The sequence below is a fragment of the Arthrobacter sp. cf158 genome (assembly GCF_900106835.1).
Classification (GTDB): Bacteria; Actinomycetota; Actinomycetes; order Actinomycetales; family Micrococcaceae; genus Arthrobacter.
Genome location: NZ_FNNR01000004.1, coordinates 260,224 through 283,650, shown reverse-complemented (window position 1 = coordinate 283,650; position 23,427 = coordinate 260,224). Strand labels below are relative to the sequence as shown.

The following is a 23,427-nucleotide window of genomic DNA, read 5'->3' as shown; positions in this document are numbered from 1 at the left end:
CAAGCCGTTCACTCGGCTTAACTGAATTACGTATGCTGAAATAACAGTTCCATGATGCGGAAGCTTGAAGCAAAGGCTTCCTCCTGCACCAGCAGGGGTTCCGCATAGCCCACACCATGGATGCCAGCATTTTGCACGAGGATGACAAGCATGGAGCTTGCAGTATTCAACAGCGCTGACCGGGACGAGGCCATCAGGACCCTGACCCCTTGCCTGGATATCAGCCGCTGGGTAGAAGCCGTGGTTGACGCGCGCCCCTACGCCAGCGTCGACGAACTGCTGGGGCAAGCCCAGCGTGCCGCCGAACCCTTCACCCCCGCGGAGGTGGAGTCCGCCATGGCCCACCACCCCAGGATTGGTGAACGCCCCAAGGCACAAACCACCGAGGCCGCAATGTCGCGCTCGGAGCAGGCCGGAGTGGACCCGGGCGACAACCAAACAACCGCCGCCCTCGCCGAGGGCAACCGGGCGTACGAGGAGAAGTTCGGCAGGGTCTTCCTGATCCGTGCCGCGGGCCGCAGCGCGGAGGAAATCCTCAGCACCCTGCAGGAACGCATCACCCACACGCCCGAAGAAGAAGACACAATCGTGGCTGGCCAGCTGCGGGAGATCGCACTGCTGCGCCTCTCCGGACTGATCAGCGAAGGAGTCAACGCATGAGCGTTTCACAGGTAACAACCCATATTCTGGACACCGGTTCCGGCCGCCCGGCGGCGGGTGTCGCCGTCGTACTTTACGTCCGTGAAGGTGACGACTGGACGCTGGTGGCCAAGGGTGAAACCGACGCCGACGGGCGCATCAAGACGCTCGGACCGGAGCGGATTCCCGGTGGCGCCTACCGCCTGAACTTCGCCACGGGTGCCTACTACGAGGGCCTGGGCACGGAGACGTTCTTCCCGGAAGTGGACCTGAACTTCACAGTGTCCGACGCCGGCGAGCACTACCACGTGCCACTGCTGCTGAGCCCGTTTGCGTTCTCGACGTACCGCGGCAGCTAACTCCGGATTTTTGTACACATAATGCCCCTAAGGTGACTCCTTGGGGGCATTATCTGTACACAAACGCGGAACGGTAGGCTTTAACGCATGGCTTCAGAGGACACCACCCCCAACTCCACCCGACGCGAAATCACCGTTCGCAGGGCACCCAAGTTTGTTCCGTTCATGATTCTGGGCGCGGTGGTGGGCGCAATTGTGGCCGCGATCATCGCGTACGGCCGCCAAGCCGATCCCGCCTTTGATGCCGGCACAGTCTTCGGTTTCTTCCTGATCGTCTGCGCCGGTGGCGGCGTCATCCTGTTCTCCATCCTTGCCCTGGTCCTGGACCGCATCAGCGTCAAGCGCTCACAGCGCGCCGTAGTGGAAGCCGTTCCGGATTCAGTCCCGGATGAAGGACCAGAGCACGACGACGTCCGCTAAGGGGGCGGCCGGCCCGCTTCTTTGGTGGGCTTGCAGATGTGAGACACACCGCATTTTCGCGGGAACACGCCAGTTCACGGGGTCACATAGGCCGCGAGGGAACTTACCACGGCCACAACATGAGACAATCGACCAGTGGCACGTGGCGACGGAAAACTTTCTCATGATCTTCTCCCCGGCGAAAAAGGCCCCCAGGACGCTTGTGGCGTCTTCGGGGTTTGGGCTCCCGGTGAAGAAGTAGCAAAACTCACCTATTACGGGCTGTATGCGCTGCAGCACCGCGGACAAGAATCGGCTGGTATTGCTACCAGTGACGGCAAGCGCATCAATGTCTATAAGGACATGGGCCTTGTGTCCCAGGTCTTCGATGAGACAACCCTGAACACCCTTACCGGGCACCTGGCCGTTGGCCACTGCCGGTACTCCACCACCGGTGCAAGCCACTGGGCCAACGCGCAGCCAACCCTGGGTGCAACAGCAACCGGCACGGTTGCCTTGGCCCACAACGGCAACCTGACCAACACCGCTGAACTCCGGGAAATGATCCTTGAGCGCAACGATGGCCAGTTGACCGGTGAAATGAAGCAGGGAAACACCTCTGACACCGCATTGGTGACCGCACTCCTTGAGGGCGAAGAAGGCAAGACCCTGGAGCAGACCGCTCTGGAGTTGCTGCCCAAGATCAAGGGTGGCTTCTGCTTCGTCTTCATGGATGAGGGAACGCTCTACGCAGCCCGGGACACCTACGGCATCCGTCCGCTGTGTCTGGGCCGCCTGGACCGTGGCTGGGTTGTCGCTTCCGAGCAGGCTGGCTTGGCCACCGTTGGCGCAAGCTTCATCCGCGAGATCGAGCCCGGCGAATTCATCGCCATCGACGAGGACGGCGTTCGTTCGCAGCGCTTCGCCGAGGCAACCCCCGCCGGCTGCGTCTTCGAATACGTTTACCTTGCCCGCCCGGACGCAGCCATTGCCGGCCGCTCCGTGTACGAGGCCCGTGTGGAGATGGGCCGACAGTTGGCCCGCGAGAACACTCACGAGGCAGACCTTGTCATTCCGGTTCCGGAGTCCGGTACGCCCGCGGCCGTTGGCTACGCCGAACAGTCGGGAATCCCGTTCGCGCACGGCTTCGTCAAGAACGCATACGTAGGCCGCACGTTCATCCAGCCCTCGCAGACCCTGCGTCAGCTCGGTATCCGGCTCAAGCTCAACGCCTTGGAATCCGTGATCCGTGGCAAGCGCATTGTGGTGGTGGATGACTCGATCGTCCGCGGCAACACGCAGCGTGCCATTGTTCGGATGCTCCGCGAAGCCGGCGCCGCCGCCGTGCACGTCAAGATTTCCTCTCCCCCGGTCCAGTGGCCCTGCTTCTACGGCATCGACTTCGCCTCCCGCGCGGAACTGATCGCCAACGGTGCCACCATCGAGGAAATCTCCACGGCAATCGGTGCGGACTCGCTGGCTTACATCTCCGAGGACGGCATGATCGGGGCAACCCAGCAGCCGCGCGAACGCCTCTGTACCGCTTGCTTCACCGGCAAGTACCCCATCGAGCTGCCGCACGCGGACAAGCTGGGTAAGAACCTGCTGGAGCGCACGGACCTCGGCGGCCTTGAACCGGCCGCTCAGTCCGAGTCTGTGGACGATTCCGAGGACCCTGCCGGGAAGCCGGGCGCCACGGGTTGCGATCCCGGCCCCGACGCCGAATTCGAAAACCTCCTTACCGACGCTGATCGTTTGACCGACGCCGACAAGAAAGAGTCTGTATGAGCTCCGCAACACCCGCCGCTGAGAATAACTCCGGTATCACCTACGCCTCCGCGGGTGTCGACGTCGAAGCGGGAGACCGCGCAGTCGAACTCATGAAGGGCGCCATCAAGGCGACTCACAACTCGTCGGTGATTGGCGGCGTCGGCGGTTTCGCAGGCCTGTACGACGTCTCGAAGCTGCTGACCTACAAAAAGCCGCTGCTGGCCACGTCCACTGACGGTGTTGGCACCAAGGTTGCCATTGCCCAGGCCATGGACATCCACGACACCATCGGCTTCGACCTCGTTGGCATGGTGGTGGACGACATCGTGGTGGTTGGCGCCGAGCCGCTCTACATGACCGACTACATCGCCTGCGGCAAGGTTGTCCCGGAGCGCATCGCGGACATCGTCCGCGGTATCGCCGCTGCTTGCTCCGTAGCCGGCACCGCCCTGGTGGGTGGCGAAACCGCTGAGCACCCGGGCCTCCTGGGCGAACACGAATACGATGTGGCAGGTGCCGCTACCGGCATCGTCGAGGCCGACGCCCTGCTCGGCCCGGACCGTGTCCGCGCCGGCGACGTCGTGATCGGCATGGCATCCTCCGGCCTGCACTCCAACGGCTACTCCTTGGTCCGCCGCGTCATCAACCACGCCGGTTGGGCCCTGGACCGCCAGGTTTCCGAACTCGGCCGCACGTTGGGTGAAGAGCTCCTGGAACCCACCCGCGTCTACGCAGCTGACTGCCTGGACCTGGCCCGCACCTTCCCGGTGCACTCGGCCAACGCGGTTCACGGCTTCAGCCACGTCACCGGTGGTGGCCTGGCCGCCAACCTGGCCCGTGTCCTTCCGCAGGGCCTGGTGGCCACGGTTGACCGCAACACGTGGGAACTGCCCGCCATCTTCAAGCTGGTCTCCGAGCTGGGCAACGTTCCGCTGGCCGACCTCGAGCGCACGCTGAACCTCGGCGTGGGCATGGTTGCGATCGTGTCCGCTGAAGCCGCCGACGCCGCCGTGGCCCGCCTTAACGACCGCGGCCTCCCGTCCTGGGTCATGGGTACCGTTTCTGCAGACTCCGACTCCATCGACAAGACCGGCCCGGACTACGTCCAGGGTGCCAAGGGCGTCGACGGCGGCGCTGTCCGTTTGGTGAACGCCTACGCCTAAGCGGTTTATCGCCTCAAAGAGAGCGGCCGGGCTACTTGCCCGGCCGCTCTTTTGTTTCTCCTTTTACCCAACCACGTAGCAGATCAGGTGGTTTTGAGCGCTCTTGACGACGTGATCTGCGGGCCAGTGGGTTCCTCTAGACCTGGATCAGGCTCAAGACTCCGCCCTGCGGGTCCTGGATGGTGGCGAGGGAGCCTGTCTCGGGCCTTTCCTCCGGCTCCACCAGAACCTCTCCCCCGGCAGCAACCGCGGCCTCGGCAGCCTTGCGAACGTCAGCCACGCCGAAGTAGATCTGCCACGCAGCATCCTCGCCCTCACCGGCAGGGACAACGCCAGCCACCTCGTCACCGTTGACCATCAGGGTGCTGTAACTGCCGCCGTCGTCCTGGGGATACTCGGTGACCTCATGACCGAAAAGCTGCTGGAAGAACCCGACGGCGGCCTGTGGCTCGGGCGTCAACAGTTCAGCCCACGCCAACGCACCGGGCTCGTTGAACAGATGGCTTCCCAGATGCGTTCCAGCCTGCCAGATTCCGGTGGTTCCCCCGCCCGGAGCCTCAATGAAGGCCAAAACGCCTGTATCCGCCACCGTTTCCGGACCGAATTGGAGCTTGCCGCCTGCATGGACCGCATCCTCCGCGATCTCGTCAGTATCGGTGGCCGCAATATAGATGTTCCATTGGCCATGGGTTCCTGCGGCTTCCTGCAGGGGGTTCTGGGGAGCGATCACAGCCACCAGCTGATCGTTCACGAACGCCTGCGCGTAGCTTCGTCCGTCCGGCGTAGGCAGGTCCTTATAGCTCCAGCCAAAGATGTGCTGGTAGAACTCCTTGGCCGAGGCCACATCCCTGGTCTGCAGGTCCGCCCAGCAGGGCTCTCCGCTGGCGTAGTGTTTCCGTGCCGTCATGCTGAAATTCCTGTCATGATGCTGAAGGCCGCCCCTGCCGGATCCATGAGCACGGCCATACGGCCGATGCCCGGCACGTCGAAGGCCGGCGCAATGATGTGGCTCCCCAACTCCACGGCCTGTTCCACCGTGGCGTCAATGTCCACCACGTTGAAGTAAGTCATCCAGAACGGCGACAAGCCTTCGATGGGCAATGTGAGGGCACCCGCGATTCGTTTCCCGTCCACCAACAAGCTGGTGTACTCCCGAAGGTCACCGGCCGGCTCGCTGCTGCTGGTAACTCCCGTGACTGCCTCGTAGAAAGCCACCGCCTTAGGGACATCGTTGGTCTGCAGTTCATTCCAGATCATGGTGCCGGGCTCATTCACCAGACCGGATCCAGGATGGTTACCGGCCTCCCAGAATCCGATCTGGGCACCTGTGGGGTCTGTGGCGAAAAACATACGCCCGCTGCCATTGGGAACCGTGTCAGGAGGGAAAAGAAGGGTTCCTCCCGCGGCCTCCACACGCTGGGCGGCCTCGTCGGCAGAATCCACAGCGATGTAGTTGGCCCAATACGACGGCATCCCCTCCGGAGCGTCAGGCTGCTGCTGCATCATTCCGGCAACGTAGCGGCCCTTGAGCTTGGCCATGTAATAGGTCATGCCATTTCCGGCATCCCTGGCGTCCAGTTCCCAGCCGAAAAGGCGCCTGTAGAAACTCCTGGAAACGTCAATGTCGGTGGAGGAAAGGTCCACCCAACACGGTGTCCCTTGTTTGTAGCTTTCGACCTCCGGCATGGATTTCCCTTTCAACGCGCTCGAACCCCAGCCTACGCAAAAAAGGGCCCTCAGGGTACGCCAATGAATGACGTGCCCTGAGGGCCCTTTTCAAAAGATTTACGGCATCCGGAGATGCGCGATGACCTTGATGTACGACGGCGGTACGCAACTCAGTGCCAGCGGCACCTGTTGGTTGCGACAGCTATCCGATTCGGCGGGTGTCAACCTCGTCGTCATCGTCTTCCGCGTACTTGTCCTCATAAGCCGAATAGTCCGGCTCCGGGGGATCTTCGGGGAAGTGGCTCTTTACACGACTGGACGGACCCGTGAGCTCCCGCTCAAGTGCCGAATAGTCAGTGTTCGGGGAGTAGTACTTAATATCCCGAGCCTGCTTGGTAGCTTTTGCCTTTTGACGGCCGCGCCCCATGGCGTGACCCCCTTTTGTACTTGGACCGGAGGTGGTCACCTTGGCTATCGGTGAGGCCCCGGAATGTTTGGTCAATTTGTCGTATGTCTAGATTACATGCTTTCGGGGGTGCCTGCGCGCCACCGCCACCCCGCGTCCGGCCCCACTCCTCCGGAAACCACGGCCGAACACCTCCCAGAGGCACGAAAATTGGGTAGAGTCTGCCTCAATGCGGCTCCACAGCAGGAAGGCACACCCCGGAAAATGAGCCAGGACAACACTGCCCCACGTGACGGTTCACCACGCGACTCAGGCGAGGATGGGGTGCCCCCTGCGCCCACAACGCCTCCGGCGGCCGGTGAACAGCCCCCTGCGGCGCCCTGGGCCCCACCCTCGGGGCTCCAGCCGGATCCCGCACCGGAGATCGATCCCGACTTCGTACCGAACCCTGGGGAGCAACCTGATCCCGCCGCTCCTCCTACGGAATCGCAGCCGCCTTCCTACCCCGCGGCATACCCAGGACAGCAATTCCAGCAGCCGAATCCGGGCCAGTACCCAGGTCAGCAGCCCTACCCCGGGCAGGAATGGCAGCCCGAGCCTCACGGTGATCCGGTCAAGCGGCAGCGCCTGGTCATCGGCGGGATCGTTCTGGGCGTACTTGCCCTCATTGGGGTGGTGATCTGGGTACTGCTTAACCTGCTCGGTTCCCGCCCTGAAGCTGTGGCCCCCACTCCGAGTGTGGCAGCCACGCCCGGACCGCTCCCCCGGGATGCGAGCTCAAAGGACTTCCAGGTTGGTGACTGCTTTGCCGACTTCGATCCCAACGCCAGCGAGGCCAGGGCCGTAGCGTGCGACACGGAGCATTCGGCCCAGCTCATCGGAGTTCATGTCTACCCGGCCGACGATTCATTCCCCGGAACCAACGCCATGCGGGACAAGGGCCGCGAGGTCTGCAAGGCCTCCGTGGCAAAGCTCAACGCGGCAGCCGACAACTACGTGCTGCTGCAGCAGAACGTGTACCCGAGCACCACCAGTTGGGATCGGGGCGACCGCCGCGTTGACTGCTTCATCGTGGTGGATTCGGGCAACACCATCAAGGAAGACCTCCTCCAGAAGTAGCCCTCTCCACCAGGAGCTATTTCCGACGGACCGTGAGCCCTGTCCCTGCGGGGGCGCCGCCGTCGGAACCCGTGAGCGCTTCGAAGCCCTCAACGGTGAGTTCGTCCAAGTCAGCGGCGGTGTCCACCAGCACGGTGTCGCCGTCGCTGATTTCGCCTGCAAGGATCTCCTTGGCCAGCCGGTCGCCAATCTCGCGCTGGACGAGGCGGCGAAGCGGCCTTGCGCCGTAGGCGGGGTCGTAGCCGGACATCGCCAGCCAGGCCCGTGCACCGTCGGTGACCTCAAGGCTGAGCCTGCGATCCCGGAGCCGCTTGGCCAGCTCGGCCACGTGCAGCTCCACGATCCGGGCAAGCTCCTCCACGGACAACGGATCAAAGAGGACGATTTCATCCAGGCGGTTCAGGAACTCAGGCTTGAAGGATGCCTGGACCACGGCCGTGACGGCTTCCCGCTTGGCTTTGGCGTCCATGGTGGGGTCAACCAGGAACTGGCTTCCGGAGTTGGACGTCAGCACCAGGATGGTGTTGCGGAAGTCCACGGTACGGCCTTGGCCGTCGGTGAGGCGTCCGTCGTCGAGGACCTGCAGGAGGATGTCGAAGACTTCCGGGTGGGCCTTCTCCACCTCGTCCAGCAGTACCACGGAGTACGGCCTGCGCCGCACAGCCTCGGTCAGCTGGCCGCCTTCCTCGTACCCTACGTATCCCGGAGGGGCACCCACCAGGCGGGCCACCGAGTGCTTCTCGCTGTACTCGGACATATCGATCCGGATCATGGCCCGTTCGTCATCAAAGAGGAAGTCCGCAAGGGCCTTGGCCAGCTCCGTCTTACCCACGCCTGTGGGACCCAGGAACAGGAACGAACCCGTAGGACGGTTGGGATCGCTGATGCCGGCACGGGCACGACGCACGGCATCGGACACGGCCTGAACAGCTTTGGACTGCCCGATCAGGCGCTTACCGAGCTCTTCTTCCATGTGGAGGAGCTTCTGGGATTCCCCTTGCAACATGCGGCCGGCCGGGATGCCTGTCCAGGCAGAGATGACCTCTGCGATGTCGTCAGCGGTCACGTCCTCTGCCACCATGAGCTCCGGCTTCGAATCACTGCGGGCAGATTCTTCCTCGGCAGCGGCGCTCAGCTCGCGTTCCAGGGCAGGCAGCTCACCGTAAAGGATTCGCGACGCCGATTCGAGGTCACCTTCGCGCTGGGACTTGTCCGCGGCGGAACGCAGTTCATCGATCTTGGCCTTGAGGTCGCCGACGCGGTTGAGGCCGGCCTTCTCAGCTTCCCAGCGCGCGTTCAAGGCACTGAGTTCCTCGTTCTTGTCCGCCTTGTCTGCACGGAGCGCAGCCAACCGTTCCACAGACGCAGGGTCCGTCTCGCCTTGGAGTGCCAGCTCTTCCATGGTCAACCGGTCCACGGCGCGGCGGAGCTGGTCGATCTCCTCCGGCGCGGAGTCGATCTCCATGCGGAGCCGGGACGCAGCCTCATCCACCAGGTCGATTGCCTTGTCCGGCAACTGCCGGCCCGAGATGTAGCGGTTGGACAGTGTTGCTGCGGCCACCAGGGCGGAGTCAGCGATAGCCACCTTATGGTGTGCCTCGTAGCGCTCCTTCAGGCCGCGAAGAATACCGATGGTGTCCTCAACGCTGGGCTCGCCAACATAGACCTGCTGGAAGCGGCGCTCCAGGGCAGGGTCCTTCTCGATGTTCTCTCGGTACTCGTCCAAAGTGGTGGCACCAATGAGGCGCAGCTCGCCGCGGGCCAGCATGGGCTTGAGCATGTTTCCGGCATCCATGGCACTTTCACCCGTGGCACCGGCACCCACCACCGTGTGGATCTCGTCAATGAACGTGACAATCTGCCCGTTGGAATTCTTGATTTCCTCCAGTACGGCCTTCAGGCGTTCCTCGAACTCGCCGCGGTACTTGGCCCCAGCCACCATGGAAGCGAGGTCCAGGGCGATCAGCGTTTTGCCACGCAGGCTCTCCGGGACGTCGCCGGCCACCATGCGCTGGGCAAGGCCTTCGACGACGGCCGTCTTGCCAACACCCGGCTCACCGATCAGGACCGGGTTGTTCTTGGTGCGGCGGCTCAGGACCTGGACAACCCGGCGGATCTCGCTGTCGCGGCCGATCACGGGGTCCAGTTTGCCGGACCGGGCCACGGCTGTGAGGTCCGTACCGAACTTCTCCAGGGCCTGGAAGGTGTTCTCCGGATCCGGCGAGTTGACGTTCCTGTCGCCCCGGACACCCGGCAGGGCGGCGAGCAGCGCCTCATGGGAGGCGCCGGCGTCGCGCATTAACTTCCCGACGGCGTCACTTCCGGCTGAGAGGCCCAGCAGCAGGTGCTCGGTGGAGACGAAGGAATCGCCGAGTTTGTCGGCCTCGTTCTGGGCAGCCTGGATGGCCTGCATGGACTGGCGGGAAAGCTGTGCCTGCTGCACCGAGCTGCCGGAAGTCGACGGCAGCGCCTTGATGGCCGAACTGGCCTGCACGCTCACGGCATCCGGATCCGCGCCAGTGGCACGCAGCAGGGCCACAGCGACGCCATCGCGCTGGTCCATGAGGGCCTTGAGGAGGTGGGCGGGCTCAAGCTGCGGGTTGCCGGCGGTTGAGGCGTTCATGGCGGCCGCAGAAAGGGCCTCCTGGCTTTTGGTGGTGAATTTGACGTCCAAAGAGTGCTCCCTTTCTGGAGTTGAACCAATACTTTCAAAGTTGAGTCTACTACGCTCAACTTTGATTTTTGGCCCATTGTGTTCCATGTTTGCCCACGGCGAAACAGGTGTCCAGAGTCCACCCAAATCAGGGGTAAGTAGGCTGGGTCCATGGACACTATCTCCACCGCTGACGAACTCGAAGAGCTGATCGGGCTGCCGCTTGAGCGCGTCCGCCGGAAAGTACGGACCTCGCTCAGCGACTTCGACAGGCAATGGCTCGCGGCCAGCCCCTTCTGCGTGATCTCAGCGACGGATGCGCAAGGTCGCGTGGATGCGTCACCCAAAGGCGACCCGGCCGGTTTCATCCAGGTACTGAATGACCGCACCATCGCCATCCCCGAACGCCCGGGCAACAAGCTCGCGTTCGGCTTCCACAACATCCTGGAGAACCCGAACGTTGGCATCCTCTCCGTAGTACCGGGCCGCACAGACACCCTCCGGATCAACGGGACCGCACAGATTGTCCGCGACGCCGACTTCTTCGACCACATGGTGGTCAAGGGGCACCGTCCGCGTGCCGCCGTCGTAGTTTCTGTGGAGGAAGTGTTCACCCACTGTGGCAAGGCCTTCATGCGCAGCGGTCTGTGGCAGCCCGAGACCTGGGACACCGACGGACTGCCAAGTATCGCGGCCCCTCTCGCAGGCCTACACGCAGCCGGAAACTCCCTTGGAAGAACTCGAAAGCTATTACGGACCGTCGTACGCAGAGCGGATGTACCGGGACTAAGGGGCTCAGGCGGGATAGACGGACACCAGCGCAGATTTGACCACAAACCGCACGTCCATGCCCGGAACCAGCCCCAGGTCGGCGGACGCTGCGGGCGTGATGTCGGCGGACAGTGACGGGGCCGAACTGCCCCCGCCGGCACGGACCCGGATCTGGTCCCCATGCGGCTCAAGGTCCGTAATGGTGACGGCAAACGAGTTGCGGGGGCTTCCGTGGACGTCACCCAGGAAGACGGAAACGCTCGACGGCGGGAACGCCGCCACGCCTGCCTGGCCGGGCGAAGGTGACCAGCCGGAATCGTGCTGTCCAGCGAAAACCCGGCCATCCGGCGTCGTGATTCCATCCTCGGTGATGGTGCCGGTGACGAGGTTGAGTCCCGCAAGTCCGGCGGCGAAGTGGCTTCTGGGCCGTTCCAGGACCTGGCGCGTGGGGCCTTCCTCGGCGATGCGCCCCCTTTCCACCACGATCACGCGGTCGGCCAGCATGTAGGCGTCCAGGACATCGTGGGTGACGATGATGGCCTTGCGGTCCTTCAAAACCCGTTTGAGCACGCGGCGGAGCAGCGGTGCTGCATGGATGTCGAGGGCCGCCATGGGTTCGTCCAACAGCAGGAGTTCGGGGTCGGCCGCCAAGGCGCGGGCCACCGCCACGCGTTGGGCCTGCCCGCCGGACAGCTGGGCAGGCCTTCGTTTGGCGAGGGGCAGGGCGTCCACCTCGGCCAGCCAATGCTCCGCGGTTTCCCGCGCCGCCGTCCTGGAAGCGCCGGCACTCCGCGGACCGAACGCCACATTGTCCAAGGCGTTAAGGTGCGGAAACAGCAGCGCTTCCTGGGCCAGGAGCGCAGTCCCGCGCAGGTGGGGTGGGCTCCACAGGCGGGTTCCGCCGTCGAGCCTGAACAGCTCTTTGTCGCCGATTCGCGCCGCACCGGAATCCGGCCTCAACAGTCCTGAGATCACACCCAGCAGAGTGGATTTTCCCGCACCGTTGGGACCGAGGATGGCCACGGTTTCACCATCGTTGAGGCTGAGGGACATCTCGAAATTTCTGGCGCGGAGGCTCGCGTGCACCTCAAAACTCATGCGTGCACCTCCGACGGCGTGGTGCTGCGCTGGCGACCATAGCTGAGCCCCACCACGGCCACGGCCACCGCCACCAGGACCAAGGACAGCGCGACTGCAGCGTCGGCGTCGGTCTCCCGCTGAAGATAGATCTCCAACGGCAGGGTGCGCGTTACGCCTTCGAGGCTTCCGGCAAACGTCAGCGTCGCACCGAACTCCCCCAGGCTGCGCGCGAATGACAACACGGCCCCCGACGCCAGCCCAGGCAGGACCAACGGAAGTGTGACGCGTCGAAGGACCGTAGTGGGACGCGCCCCGAGCGTCGCAGCAACGGCCTCGTACCTGTTCCCGGCCGACCGCAGCGCGCCCTCCAAACTAACCACCAGGAACGGAAGAGCCACGAACGTTTGGGCCAACACAACGGCCGTGGTTGAGAACGCGATCTGGATACCCGCCACCTCCAAGGACTTGCCGAGGAGGCCCTGCCGCCCAAAGGTGTACAGGAGGGCGATGCCGCCGACGACGGGTGGCAGCACCAGCGGCAGCAGAACGAACGAGCGGAGAAGCCGCTGCCCGGGGAACTCGCCGCGGGCCAGCACCAACGCCAACGGAACTCCCAGCACAATGCAGAGCACCGTACTGGCCGCCGAGGTTCGCAAGCTCAACCCCAGGGCGGCCAGTGAAGATTCGGACGTGATCAGCGGGAAGAACTGGGGCCAGTTCACTTTGGCAAGCATCGCTGCCAACGGAAGCACCACCAGAAGCCCACCCACGGCTGCAATGGCATAGATCCAACGCGGGATGCCTTGATAGCCGGTGGCGCTCTTCATGTTCTCCTTACAGTGGTGCGGGTGCGCCGGTCAGGGTGCGCTCCCGTCAGGGTGCGCTCCCGTCAGGGTGCGCTCCCGTCAGGGTGCGCCAAATCCGGCGTCGCCCAGAACCTTCTTGCCTTCTTCGCTGGTGACGGCTGCGATGAAGGCCGCGGCCAGTTCCTTGTTCTGGCTGGAGCTTACCGTGGCGATCGGATAGGTATTGACTGCCTTGTCCGATTCCGGGAAGGGAATGCCCTTGACCCTGTCGCCGGCTCCTTTCACGTCCGTGACGTACACCAGACCGGCATCGGCCTCCCCCGACGTGACCTTGCCCAGGACATCGGTGACCGAGGATTCCTCACTGACGGGGCTCAACGTGATGCCACTGGCCTTCTCCACCGTGTCCGTTGCCGCCCCGCACGGAACCTGGCTGGCGCAGGTAACTACTTTGACGCCGGACTTGGCGAGGTCGGCAAAGGAAGAGATCGACGCCGGGTTGCTCGGCGGGACTGCGATCTCCAGGACGTTGGTGGCGAAGTTGGTGGCGCTACCGTCCAGCAGTTTGGCATCAGCCAGCTTTGTCATGTTCTTTGTGTCGGCAGAAGCGAAGACGTCGGCCGGAGCACCCTGGCTGATCTGCGTCACCAGGTCCGAGGAACCGGCGAAGCTTAGCGTCACCTTGGTGCCGGGATTTTTCGCCTCGAAATCCTTGGCCAGCCGGGTGAACGTGGATTTGAGGGAGGCCGCCGCGAAGACGGTTACAGTTCCGCTCAGCTGGGACGTGCTGCCGGAGCTGGACGGCGTTGTGGCCGGCGCCGGGGTGCCGCACGCCGCCAGTGCGCTGGTCAGTCCCACCGCGACCGTCATGGCCACGATGCTCTTCTTCAGGTGGAAGGTCCTCATATGATGCTCTTTCCTTGCGGAGTTTCGATAATGACAGTGGTGGCCTTGACCACGGCGGTGGCAACTGACCCGAGTTCCAGCCCGAGCTCACGGACGGCCTCGCTGCTCATCAGTGACACCACCCGGAACGGGCCACACTGGAGTTCCACTTGGGCCATGACCTTGTCCGCGGTGATGCCTGTCACCAGGCCAACGAAGCGGTTCCTGGCCGAACTTCCTGAACGCGAGGGGTCGTCAGGGAGGTGGGACTGGTCCCGGGCAAGTGTGGCAAGCTCCAAGCCGTCCACGGCCAGCCGGCCGGCTCCATCCTTCTGCGCGGTCAGCGTCCCGTTTTCCGTCCAGCGCCTCACGGTATCGTCACTGACGCCAAGGAAGCGGGCGGCCTCGGAAATTCGTATTTGCGGCATGGAATGAGTATAGTTCCGTTTTTGCGGTTCAGAAGCGTTGTTTGTTCCGCAAACGAAATATGACTTTGTGGGTGGCGTGCTGACGTCTGCACCTTTTACCGCCGTCTGCACCCCTTAGGCGTTCTCATCGCACCCGGTGCCGCACGACGCACCCGTAACCTCTGGTGCGCCTGGCGGAAAGTGATGGGCCACCGCTTTGCTCTAGCCGACGGAGACCCGCCGCCGTACCCTGATCTGGGGGAGAGTTTCATGTTCAAAGGAACGTCCCATGGAATGGATTCGTCCGGACAGTCCGGACTACGACGAAGCCAGAAAACTCTTCAATGCGATGATCGACCGCAGGCCGGCGGTCATCGCCAAATGCTCCGATCCCGGCGAGGTTGCCGAGGCCTTGAGCTATGCGCACAACCACAACCTGGACGTAGCAGTGCGTTCGGGCGGGCATTCGGTGGCAGGCATGTCCACCAACGACGACGGACTGGTGGTTGACGTCCGCCCCATGAAGTCGATCAGCGTGGACCCTGAGACGAAGACCGCCACGGCCGGCGCCGGACTTACCTGGGGTGAATTCGACCGCGCAACGCAACAGCACGGCTTGGCCGTCACCGGTGGCCGAGCCTCCACCACGGGAGTCTCCGGATTCACGTTGGGCGGCGGCTCGGGATGGCTGGAGCGATCCTATGGCTTCGCGTGCGACAACCTGCTCTCCGTTGACTTGGTGACCGCCTCCGGCGAACGGGTGACAGCAAGCCGGGAGCAGAATCCGGAGCTGTTCTGGGCGCTCCACGGAGGAGGCGGGAACTTCGGCGTAGCCACCTCCCTCACGTTCCAGCTGCACGACGTCGGCCCTACTGTCATGGCCGGCCTCATGTTGTTCCCTGGGGAGGACGCCTCGGACCTGTCGCGGGCCTTCCGGGGACTCGCTTTGGAAGCTCCCGACGCCGTGGGGACAGCGCTCGTGTTTCTCACCGCTCCGCCGGAAGAGTTCGTCCCGGAAGGCATGGTGGGCAAGCTCGCTGTCGGAATGGCCTACCTGCACGCCGGTGATCTGGAGGCCGGCGAAGAGCACGCAAAACCATTCCGGGACCTGGGCCCCGCCGTCGATCTGGTCTCGCCCATGGGGTACGCGGATTTCCAGTGCATGATCGATGACCCTCCGGACCTCTACAACTACTGGAGCGCCGATTACCACAACGAGCTCAGCGATGACGCGCTGGATCTCCTGGTGGATTCTGCCCACAGGCTTCCCGGAGCCCACTCGCAGCAACTGGTGGCGCGCTGGGGTGGAGCCGTTTCAGGGCCGGCCGCGGCCCAGACACCCTTGCAGCACCGCGGCGCGGCGTGGGTCAGCCATCCATTCGGCTTGTCCGAAACGCGTGAGGGTGGCCTGGAAGCCAAAGCCTGGGTCAAGCAGTTCCGGCAGGACATCGCCCCGCACACCACGGGCGGCGTCTGGTTGAACTTCATCGGCGACGAAGGCCAAGACAGGATCATGGCGGCCTACGGCGAGCAAAACTACCGTCGCCTGTCCTTGGTGAAGGGCGAGTTCGATCCCGACAACGTGTTCCGCGGCAACCAGAACATCCTGCCGGCCGAACGCTGATCCTCCTACGCTCCTTCCCAGTTGCCGTGGACAGCACGGGCAGCGAAGCCCGGGTTTCCGGGGCGGCAGCACGGCGGTAGACGCCTCGATGGCCGGCAACCGGGAAGGATCGCCCGGGACTACACTTTGGCAATGGCCATCTACGTCGATCCGCCCTTGTGGCCGGCACACGGGACCGTCTTTTCGCACCTCGTATCGGACACGTCGTTGGAGGAGCTGCACGACTTTGCGGCAGCCGCCGGAGTCCCGGAGAGGGCCTTCGACGGAGACCACTATGACGTTCCGGAACGCCGGTACGACTCCCTGGTGGCTGCCGGCGCCATCCCTGTGGAGGCCCGGATCCTGGTCCGCAAACTCATCGCGAGCGGACTGCGTATCCCGGCCCGTGAGCGGAGCAAAGCCTTGACCGTACCTTTGATGGAACGCTGGAACAGCATCTACCCGGGCCACGAGGAATTGGGACTTGAGCTGCTGGAACGTTGGGGCGAGGACGGGCGGAAGTACCATAGCCGCACGCACCTGCTGGCCGTACTTGAGGCCTTGGACGTCCTGACTGAACCCGCCCTGCCTGCACGGACAGTTGCCCTGGCAGCGTGGTTCCACGATGCCGTCTATGAAGGAGTGGCCGGGCAGGATGAGGAAGATTCTGCGCGTCTGGCCGAAGACCGGCTCACGGCTGCGGGCTTGGCTTCCTCCGATGTGGCCGAGGTGGCGCGGCTGGTCCGGCTCACGTCCTCACACAGCCCGGAGCCGGGTGACCATGCCGGAGCCCTTCTCTGCGATGCGGACCTCTCCGTGCTCGGTGGAGACGAGCAGTCCTACGCACGTTATCTGGCGGCCGTCCGCGAGGACTACGCCCACGTCAGTGACGACGACTTCGCGAAGGGGCGTGCCGCCGTCGTGCGTCATCTCCTGGAACTTGACCCCCTGTTCCACGGCGAACGCGCCCAAGGGCTGTGGCTGGACGCCGCCCGCCGCAACCTGGCCGGCGAACTCGCGTGAGCAGCCCGCTCAGCGAACCTGGCGCGCCGCAGCGGCAACTTCCGTACTCGGTCCGATTTGAGTGGGGGCTCGACGGCGCCCGTGCGGTGGTGCCTGGAGCTGACCTGGCCGTGGTGGTTGATGTCCTGTCGTTCACCACGTGCGTCAGTGTTGCGGTGGACCGCGGGGCGAAGGTTTTTCCCTACCCTTGGCGGGATGCAGCGGCCAGCGAGTTCGCCGCCCATCATGGGGCTGCGTTGGCGGGGCCACGGGGTTCTGAGGGGCTGAGTTTATCCCCTGCGAGTCTTCGGGCTGCGTCAATAGTGGACCGGGTGGTGTTGCCCTCCCCCAACGGTTCCGCCATCAGCCATGAACTGGCCGCCTCTGCCCGCCAGGTGGTGGCCGTCTCGCTGCGCAACGCCGCCGCCACGGCCGACTGGGTTCATGCGACGTTGCCTGACGGTGCCGTCATCGCCGTCATTGCGGCCGGTGAGAAGTGGACCCACGGGGCCCTGCGGCCGGCTTTGGAGGATGAGCTGGGCGCGGGTGCTTTCATCGCCGGACTCTCCGCTGCCGGACGGCACAATTTCTCCCCGGAGGCGGCGGCTGCTGCCGCGGCTTTCGACGCCGCCGAACCCCGGCTGGCCGCGATTCTGCGCGGGTGTTCCAGCGGCCGGGAGCTCATGGACGCCGGCTACTCGGACGACGTCCGGATTGCCGCCGAGCTTGATGCCAGTTCGAAAGTGGCCTTGTTGCGGGATGGAGCGTTTCAGGGGGCTTAGTCCTGGCGGGCGGAAGCTTCCCTCTCTTCGCGATTTTGGCGTTCTCAGCCGTGTGCGAGGAGTTCTAGGCCCACCACGGCTAGTCCCAGCAGGAACTCCGCCCCCAACGCGATCAGCTTCTTCCACCACGCCATCTGCACCCTGCGGACGGCAAGATAACCGATCAGGACCAAGGCGGTGATTAGGGCGATGGTTGACGCGCGCAGCGAGGCTTCGATGCTCCACCGGCCGACGGCTGCCACACCGATGAAAATCAGCGGCAGGACGATCGCACCAAACGCGCCGAAGCTGGTCCGGGCCATGTGCGACAGCTCAGCTCTGGTGGGGGTTTTGGCGTGTACGGCCAAGTGCGAGACAAGATCGGCAACAAAGACAGCCAGCAGCGTTCCCACCACTGTGATGGCCAGCGTGGACGCTGCCTCCCCCGCAGTCAGGGTCTCCGCGTGCGACTGCAGAGCGAGAACCACCGCCAACCCGGTGAAGGTCACATAGACGCGTTCTTTGAGTGCTTCGGCTCGGTGTTGGGCGCTTGGCTGGGCGTTGTTTGTCACCCGCCAAGGTTACCGCCACGGTTTCAGGGGTATCAGGGGTCGGGCTAGCATAGAGGTGTGACCTCCTACCTCTTGGATTATCCTGAGCTGCCGCCGGCCAAACCGTCCGTGGAGCACGTCCTGGCCGTCCGCGGCGTGGGCGGCTACCGCCAGTACCGGATCCCGGCGCTTGCCGTCAGCACGCGGGGCACCCTGCTGGCCGCCTACGATGGTCGGCCCAATCTTGATGACCTGCCCAATCCCATCGATCTCCTCCTGCGTCGCAGCCACGATAACGGCATCACATGGGAGTCACAGCAGGTGGTACGCACAGGCTCCGGGCTCCACGGCTTCGGGGATCCCAGCCTCCTGGTGGACGCCGGGACCGGCCGCATCTTCATGTTCCACTCCGCCGGGACACACGCGGGCTTCTTCGAGGCCGTCCCCGGCATGGAACCCAACGACGACGTTCAGCATGCCGACGTCAGCTTCTCCGACGACGACGGCGACACCTGGCAGCATCGTCGGCTCACAGCTCAGCTCAAACAAGGCAGCGCCACCGGACTGTTCGCCGCGGCGGGACAAGGAATCCAGATGCATGCCGGTCCTTACAAGGGCCGGTTGGTGCAGCAGTTTGTGCTGCTGGTGGAGGGCACCATCATGGCCGCATCTGCGTTCAGCGACGACCACGGCGAAACCTGGGCCCTGGGTGACCTGATCGGTCCAGGCTCCACAGGGGTGGGACCCAACGAAAACAAGGTGGTGTGCTTGGACGATGGCCGGCTGCTCCTGCATTCGCGGGCTACGCCGTGCCGATTGTCTGCTGTATCCGAGGACGGCGGTCAGACGTGGAGCATCCTTGACCCGGTTCCAGAGCTGCCGGACCCGAGCGACAACGGCTCTGTGGCGCGGTTCGACGCCCTTCCCGATGTGTCCGCCTTCGCAACCCCGGACACCTCCCAGTGGCTGCTCGCCAGTAACAATCAGGACCCACATCTGCGCCGCAACACCGTACTCAGCCTCTCCCCCGACAATGGCGCCACTTGGCCCGCCAAACTGCTGCTCTGCGAGGGAAGTTCGGCATACTCAACCGTGACGCGGCTGCCGGACGGGAACATCGGGGTGCTCTATGAACGGCAGGGGTACCGGGAAATCGTGTTCGCCTCGATCCCCGCCGAGCAGCTCACGGGGCAACTTTCCGCTCCACCGCGCGCTGTTCTGGATGGTTCGGACGCCACAGGCTTGGTGTTCCATATGGAACTGCGGTCCATCACACCAGGCCGGCCCGCCGTTTGGCAGAACGCCGGCGACTTTCACGTGATCCCCTCCAGCAGCGCCGGCGCCTGGGATGTACAGACCTGGAAGGAAATCGGCCAAGGCTACGCCGGGGATCAGGTTCTTGGCACGCGGGAAGCGCAGGACCTCAACTACGGACCCGTCATCCCGGGCTACAAAGCCGGGGACATCCTCGCCTTCACCGGACGCATCCGCAACAGAGGCACTGAGCCGGCCTCCGGCGTCGTACTTCTGGGACCGCACAACAACCCCGGCGACTTCCCGCCCGCGGACCTGCAGCCTGGCGAACACGTCCTGTACTTCACGCCGACGTACACCGTCACTACAACAGACCTACGCCAACCGACGCTGGACCTCGTTTTCAAGGTAGAGGCGTCCACGGCAGGCGTTTCCGCAGCAGGGTCCGACGGCGGGTTGGTGAGTTTGGAGCGGACGTTCCGCTTCGATCTGCGCACCGGGGCGGTTACCGCCTCCTGAAAGAAACGATTCCTAGCGGTAGGTGCTGACGAACGGCTGGTTGGTAGGCACAATCTGCTTACCCAGCGGCATGAGCGACACCGGAATCAGCTTCAGGTTGGCGATGGCCAGCGGAATACCGATGATGGTGATGGCCATGGCAAACGCCGTGACCACGTGGCCGATGGCAATCCAGATTCCCGCTACCAACAACCAGATGACGTTGCCCAGGAGCGCGAACACCCCTGTACCGCCCGGCTTCTCAACCACCATGCGGCCAAAGGGCCACAAGCAGTACGCGCCGATCCGGAACGAAGCGATGCCCCAAGGGATGGTCACGATGAGCACGCAGCAAATAATGCCTGCCGCGAAATAGCCCAGGGCCAACCAGAACCCACCGAAGACAAGCCAGATGACGTTAAGGATCGTTTTCATAGTCCTCATTCTCCCTTGTGGGTCAGACAAAAAGCCTAGGGGTCTGCCCTGAATCTTCCCTGACTTCAAGCGATGGTCCCGGAACGTAGGCCCGGGGCGGCGGACTTAGGCCAGCAGTTCATCCAGCTTGTCGAATGACGTGCCCCAACCATCGCGTGTCATCTCAACCCAGTCCTCGGAAGCGAACGGGCTCTGCGTCAGGTGCATGCGTGTGCGGCCGTCAAGGTCCTCGAATTCCAGCCGCATCTCTTCGAAGTCGTGATCCGCGTCAGGGGCTGCCTTCGCGGTGGAGACCAGCAGGGCGGGTGCGTCCAACTCCTTGATGACGGCCTCGATAGGGGCCTCCTGGCGCCCATTCTCGTCCGTCCACCCCATCACTACCTGCCACACTCCGCCCACACGCGGTTCAATGATGATCTTGTCGCGCGGTGCGTCCACATCCGCTGGCCCGAACCACTGGGTGAGCAGATCCGGGTTCATCCAGGCTTCGAAAACCTTCTCTCGGGGAGCGTCGAACTCGCGGGTCATGGTCAGGGTGAAGTGTTCCGTGCTCATTGAGTGACTCCTGGTTTTCCGTGGTCTCGATGCGTTTCAGCTGTGAAGTTTCCGCTGTGAAGCTGCCGTTGGAAGCGAGTCTAGAGGGTGGCCCCGACAACTCGGACCCTCTCTCACCAAATCACCGATTTCCACCAACCCTCTCTCACCTCCCCACGGACCGACGGCGAAAGGTGAGAGAGGATCGCCAAAAAAGCCGGCGAACAGTGAGATAGGGTCACCGGAAAACCAACGAACGGTGAGAGAGGGTCCCCAAAAAACCGACGAACGGTGAGAGAGGGTCACCGGAAACGGCGAACAGTGAGAGAGCGTCCTAGGGACCGGCAGTTTTGGCGGCGTGGACGAAGGCGCGGATCTTGGCCAGGTCCTTCACGCCGCGCGAAGCCTCGACTCCCGAGGAAACGTCCACACCCCAAGCTCCGGCGGCTGTTGCGGCAAAGGCCACGTTGCCCGGTTCGAGGCCTCCGGCGAGCAGCCATTCGCGGCCGTCGATGCCCTTGGTGCGCACGGATGCATAGTCCCAGGACTCCCCCGACCCCGGCACGGCGGCGTCGACCAGGAACATTTCCTCGCCCAGATCAGCGAACTCTTCCTGGGAGGCGCCCATGGTGACTGCCCGGATGAGCCGCATGCCGGCGTCGTGCACTGTCTTTACGTCGTCCGCCGTCCGGTGACCGTGCAACTGAACCCAGTTGAGCCCTGCGGCCTTGGCAGCAGCGACGGCATCAGCAGCGGTCTCGTTCCGGAAAACGCCCACTGCATGAACCCCGGCGGGCACCAGCGGCAGCAAGATGCGTACCTGTTCCGGGCTGACTTCGCGAGGGCTGGCGGTAAGGACGAAACCGACGGCGTCCGCACCGGCGTCGACGGCTTCGCGGACAGACTCGGGCGTGCTCAAGCCACACACTTTGACGAACATTCCCGTGCCTCCAGCCTTAACCGCAACGTTTTCCACATATGACGTTAGCAAGCCACGTTGCCAACGCAGAACCAGCGTCCACCACTAGGCTGGTCGGATGGAGATCATCCGCTTTGCCGACATTCATCCCGAACCGTGGCGCAACGGGGGCGGGGTGACGCGCGAACTCGCCAGCCATCCGAAGGCAGCTTCGGCACAGGACGGTGCGTGGGACTGGCGGGTCAGCATCGCGGACGTCTCCAAAGCCGGAGAGTTCTCAACGTTCCCGGGAATGGAGCGGGTCATCACCATCATCGACGGCGAACTGCTGCTCCTCACGGTTGACGGCTCCGAGCACCCCCTGGAGAAGTACCGTCCGTTCAGGTTCTCCGGTGAGGCGGCGTCCTCGGCCACCCTCCCGACCGGTGACATCCGGGATTTGAACGTCATCGCACGCGCGGGCGCGTTCAAGGGATACACATCCATTGTGGAGATCTCCAAGAAGCGCGCACACCCCGTTTTCGAGGGCCAGCTTGCCATCCTGCTGGAGGGCAAGGCGAGCGTTGCGCCCGGTGACGCCCCGGAGGAAGACGGCGACGCTCCGGTAAGCAGCGCGGTGGAACCTGTTGAGTTGGCACGCTACGACGCCGTGGTCGGCTCAAACACACGCAGTCCCGAGATCTCCGGCCGTGGCTTCGTGGCAGTGATCTCCATTGATCATGTGGATTCCGCCCACGCCTGATCTGGTGACGTTAACCACCAGAAGTAGCCACCCTGCGTGGGAGTTGCTAGCCTGAAATGAAGGTTCCCCTCTGGAACCTCCGGACGACGGTTCAGTACCCGGCACGCGACAAGACTGGCCAAAGGAAATGTCATGTCGTGGATAATTCTCATTCTTGCCGGAGCTCTTGAAGCCGTCTGGGCAGCAGCTCTCCATCGTTCCAAGGGCTTCCGTAAACCCATACCCACAGTTGTCTTCCTGGTATCGGTCACCGCCAGCATGGGCGGCTTGGCCATCGCGATGCAATCCATTCCAACAGGCACTGCATACGCCGTGTGGGTTGGCGTGGGCGTGGTGCTGACCGCCGCCTACGCGATGGTCACCAAAGTTGAACGTGCGACGACGGCCCGGCTGCTTCTGCTTGCCGGCATCGGCGCGTGCGTAGTGGGCCTGAAGGTGGTGGCATAGCCATGACGAAGAGCACGAATACCAAGAACACAGGCACCGGAATCTTCTGGATCATCCTCCTGGCATCGGCACTGCTCGAAGCCGTGTGGGCTACCGCATTGGGCCTCTCCAATGGCTTTACACAGCTCATGCCCACCCTGGTCTTCGCCGTCACGGCCGTCCTGAGCATGATCGGACTGGGCCTCGCGGTGAAGCGCATCCCCCTCGGCACGGCGTACGCCGTATGGGTGGGTATTGGTGCTGCGCTGACTGTTGGCTGGGCCATGATCACGGGCGTGGAATCGGCAAGTCCGCTGAAGCTTCTCTTCATCGCGGGAATCGTTGGCTGTGCTGCCGGTTTGAAGGCCTTGCCTTCCGATAAGCCTGTAGCCAAGGCCGAGTAGGAGACTCCGCAGCGTTCCTTCCCAGTTGCCCGCGCGGTACTCCATTCGGCAGCATACAAATCCCCGAAACCACGGAGGTATGCGGACAACCAGCCCGGGTATCAGCGGACCAACTGGGAAGGAGCGCAGGTAACGCTGGAATACCCGCGACCGTCATGGAGTTCACGCCTTCA

27 protein-coding genes and 1 riboswitch are annotated in these 23,427 nt (G+C 63.7%); of the genes, 14 read left to right on the top strand and 13 right to left on the bottom strand.

The window, feature by feature from the left end; translation table 11 throughout:
* Positions 1-26: 26 nt before the first annotated feature.
* Positions 27-152 (bottom strand): hypothetical protein, encoded by a 126-nt coding sequence (locus BLW08_RS24260; RefSeq protein WP_302846901.1) that lies wholly within the window; start codon positions 150-152, stop codon positions 27-29.
* On the opposite strand from BLW08_RS24260, the gene uraD reads away from it, so the two are divergent.
* From uraD to purM, 5 genes are all read left to right on the top strand, one after another.
* Entirely contained in the window at positions 151-660 is a 510-nt protein-coding gene (gene uraD, locus BLW08_RS10150) for a 2-oxo-4-hydroxy-4-carboxy-5-ureidoimidazoline decarboxylase (protein WP_090823174.1), read from the top strand. The two genes, BLW08_RS24260 and uraD, sit on opposite strands and share 2 nt — an antisense overlap.
* Positions 657-998, top strand: a complete 342-nt coding sequence (uraH, locus tag BLW08_RS10145; protein ID WP_017199951.1) for a hydroxyisourate hydrolase — start codon at positions 657-659, stop codon at positions 996-998. Before uraD ends, uraH begins: the two co-directional genes overlap by 4 nt.
* An 87-nt stretch (positions 999-1,085) precedes the next feature.
* A complete protein-coding gene (locus BLW08_RS10140; protein WP_090823172.1) occupies positions 1,086-1,418 on the top strand; it encodes a hypothetical protein in 333 nt (110 codons plus the stop codon).
* 135 nt (positions 1,419-1,553) lie between these two features.
* A complete protein-coding gene (gene purF / locus BLW08_RS10135; protein ID WP_090823170.1) occupies positions 1,554-3,185 on the top strand; it encodes an amidophosphoribosyltransferase in 1,632 nt (543 codons plus the stop codon).
* Positions 3,182-4,330 (top strand): phosphoribosylformylglycinamidine cyclo-ligase, encoded by a 1,149-nt coding sequence (gene purM, locus BLW08_RS10130; protein ID WP_062068092.1) that lies wholly within the window; start codon positions 3,182-3,184, stop codon positions 4,328-4,330. The genes purF and purM overlap by 4 nt, the downstream gene beginning before the upstream one ends.
* A 136-nt stretch (positions 4,331-4,466) precedes the next feature.
* Here purM and BLW08_RS10125 read toward each other — a convergent pair whose 3' ends face one another.
* From BLW08_RS10125 to BLW08_RS10115, 3 genes are all read right to left on the bottom strand, one after another.
* Positions 4,467-5,237, bottom strand: a complete 771-nt coding sequence (locus BLW08_RS10125; protein WP_091324844.1) for a VOC family protein — start codon at positions 5,235-5,237, stop codon at positions 4,467-4,469.
* On the bottom strand, positions 5,234-6,016 hold the full coding sequence (locus tag BLW08_RS10120; RefSeq protein ID WP_175538641.1) for a VOC family protein: 783 nt from the start codon (positions 6,014-6,016) through the stop codon (positions 5,234-5,236). The genes BLW08_RS10125 and BLW08_RS10120 overlap by 4 nt, the downstream gene beginning before the upstream one ends.
* 184 nt (positions 6,017-6,200) lie before the next feature.
* A complete protein-coding gene (locus tag BLW08_RS10115; RefSeq protein ID WP_024818182.1) occupies positions 6,201-6,425 on the bottom strand; it encodes a DUF3073 domain-containing protein in 225 nt (74 codons plus the stop codon).
* A gap of 243 nt (positions 6,426-6,668) precedes the next feature.
* Here BLW08_RS10115 and BLW08_RS10110 point away from each other — a divergent pair, with 243 nt between their 5' ends.
* Positions 6,669-7,523: a septum formation family protein gene (locus BLW08_RS10110; protein WP_254779811.1), complete on the top strand. Its 855-nt coding sequence runs from the start codon at positions 6,669-6,671 to the stop codon at positions 7,521-7,523.
* Between the two features lie 16 nt (positions 7,524-7,539).
* Here the strand turns inward: BLW08_RS10110 and clpB are convergent, their stop codons facing one another.
* The gene (gene clpB, locus BLW08_RS10105; protein ID WP_091324842.1) at positions 7,540-10,197 is read right to left on the bottom strand and encodes an ATP-dependent chaperone ClpB; all 2,658 of its coding nucleotides are present in this window, start codon (positions 10,195-10,197) and stop codon (positions 7,540-7,542) included.
* 150 nt (positions 10,198-10,347) lie between these two features.
* Here clpB and BLW08_RS10100 point away from each other — a divergent pair, with 150 nt between their 5' ends.
* Positions 10,348-11,082, top strand: a complete 735-nt coding sequence (locus BLW08_RS10100) for an MSMEG_1061 family FMN-dependent PPOX-type flavoprotein (protein ID WP_254779810.1) — start codon at positions 10,348-10,350, stop codon at positions 11,080-11,082.
* Here the strand turns inward: BLW08_RS10100 and BLW08_RS10095 are convergent.
* The 4 genes from BLW08_RS10095 to BLW08_RS10080 form a co-directional block, all read right to left on the bottom strand.
* Positions 10,972-12,045: a sulfate/molybdate ABC transporter ATP-binding protein gene (locus BLW08_RS10095; protein WP_091324840.1), complete on the bottom strand. Its 1,074-nt coding sequence runs from the start codon at positions 12,043-12,045 to the stop codon at positions 10,972-10,974. The genes BLW08_RS10100 and BLW08_RS10095 overlap by 111 nt on opposite strands.
* Positions 12,042-12,854: an ABC transporter permease gene (locus tag BLW08_RS10090; RefSeq protein ID WP_091324838.1), complete on the bottom strand. Its 813-nt coding sequence runs from the start codon at positions 12,852-12,854 to the stop codon at positions 12,042-12,044. Before BLW08_RS10090 ends, BLW08_RS10095 begins: the two co-directional genes overlap by 4 nt.
* Positions 12,855-12,932: 78 nt before the next feature.
* Complete coding sequence (gene modA, locus BLW08_RS10085) at positions 12,933-13,739, bottom strand: molybdate ABC transporter substrate-binding protein (RefSeq protein ID WP_091324836.1); 807 nt, start codon at positions 13,737-13,739, stop codon at positions 12,933-12,935.
* A complete protein-coding gene (locus BLW08_RS10080; protein WP_090823153.1) occupies positions 13,736-14,146 on the bottom strand; it encodes a TOBE domain-containing protein in 411 nt (136 codons plus the stop codon). Before BLW08_RS10080 ends, modA begins: the two co-directional genes overlap by 4 nt.
* Before the next feature lie 268 nt (positions 14,147-14,414).
* Between BLW08_RS10080 and BLW08_RS10075 the strand changes: the two genes are divergently transcribed.
* From BLW08_RS10075 to BLW08_RS10065, 3 genes are all read left to right on the top strand, one after another.
* Complete coding sequence (locus tag BLW08_RS10075; RefSeq protein ID WP_091324835.1) at positions 14,415-15,749, top strand: FAD-binding oxidoreductase; 1,335 nt, start codon at positions 14,415-14,417, stop codon at positions 15,747-15,749.
* Positions 15,750-15,881: 132 nt separating this feature from the next.
* On the top strand, positions 15,882-16,751 hold the full coding sequence (locus BLW08_RS10070) for a DUF4031 domain-containing protein (protein ID WP_091324833.1): 870 nt from the start codon (positions 15,882-15,884) through the stop codon (positions 16,749-16,751).
* Positions 16,748-17,512: a 2-phosphosulfolactate phosphatase gene (locus BLW08_RS10065; RefSeq protein ID WP_091324832.1), complete on the top strand. Its 765-nt coding sequence runs from the start codon at positions 16,748-16,750 to the stop codon at positions 17,510-17,512. Before BLW08_RS10070 ends, BLW08_RS10065 begins: the two co-directional genes overlap by 4 nt.
* Before the next feature lie 44 nt (positions 17,513-17,556).
* Here BLW08_RS10065 and BLW08_RS10060 read toward each other — a convergent pair whose 3' ends face one another.
* Positions 17,557-18,063, bottom strand: coding sequence for a hypothetical protein (locus BLW08_RS10060; protein WP_091324830.1), 507 nt, complete (start codon positions 18,061-18,063; stop codon positions 17,557-17,559).
* 57 nt (positions 18,064-18,120) lie between these two features.
* On the opposite strand from BLW08_RS10060, the gene BLW08_RS10055 reads away from it, so the two are divergent.
* Entirely contained in the window at positions 18,121-19,815 is a 1,695-nt protein-coding gene (locus tag BLW08_RS10055; RefSeq protein ID WP_091324828.1) for a sialidase family protein, read from the top strand.
* A gap of 12 nt (positions 19,816-19,827) precedes the next feature.
* Here the strand turns inward: BLW08_RS10055 and BLW08_RS10050 are convergent, their stop codons facing one another.
* The 3 genes from BLW08_RS10050 to BLW08_RS10040 form a co-directional block, all read right to left on the bottom strand.
* The gene (locus tag BLW08_RS10050; RefSeq protein WP_018778312.1) at positions 19,828-20,229 is read right to left on the bottom strand and encodes a YccF domain-containing protein; all 402 of its coding nucleotides are present in this window, start codon (positions 20,227-20,229) and stop codon (positions 19,828-19,830) included.
* Positions 20,230-20,334: 105 nt separating this feature from the next.
* Positions 20,335-20,784, bottom strand: a complete 450-nt coding sequence (locus BLW08_RS10045) for an SRPBCC family protein (RefSeq protein WP_091324827.1) — start codon at positions 20,782-20,784, stop codon at positions 20,335-20,337.
* A 313-nt stretch (positions 20,785-21,097) separates the two neighbouring features.
* Positions 21,098-21,703 carry a phosphoribosylanthranilate isomerase gene (locus tag BLW08_RS10040; protein ID WP_091324825.1) on the bottom strand — a complete coding sequence of 202 codons (606 nt, stop codon included), beginning with the start codon at positions 21,701-21,703 and terminating at the stop codon, positions 21,098-21,100.
* Positions 21,704-21,800: 97 nt separating this feature from the next.
* Between BLW08_RS10040 and BLW08_RS10035 the strand changes: the two genes are divergently transcribed.
* The 3 genes from BLW08_RS10035 to BLW08_RS10025 all read left to right on the top strand — a co-directional run bounded on the left by BLW08_RS10035 (position 21,801) and on the right by BLW08_RS10025 (position 23,254).
* Positions 21,801-22,424, top strand: a complete 624-nt coding sequence (locus BLW08_RS10035; RefSeq protein WP_091324824.1) for a HutD/Ves family protein — start codon at positions 21,801-21,803, stop codon at positions 22,422-22,424.
* A gap of 57 nt (positions 22,425-22,481) precedes the next feature.
* Positions 22,482-22,547, top strand: a riboswitch (guanidine-III (ykkC-III) riboswitch).
* Between the two features lie 9 nt (positions 22,548-22,556).
* On the top strand, positions 22,557-22,871 hold the full coding sequence (locus BLW08_RS10030) for a DMT family transporter (RefSeq protein ID WP_090823138.1): 315 nt from the start codon (positions 22,557-22,559) through the stop codon (positions 22,869-22,871).
* A 2-nt stretch (positions 22,872-22,873) separates the two neighbouring features.
* Positions 22,874-23,254, top strand: coding sequence for a DMT family transporter (locus BLW08_RS10025; protein WP_090823136.1), 381 nt, complete (start codon positions 22,874-22,876; stop codon positions 23,252-23,254).
* The last annotated feature ends 173 nt before the right edge of the window (positions 23,255-23,427 follow it).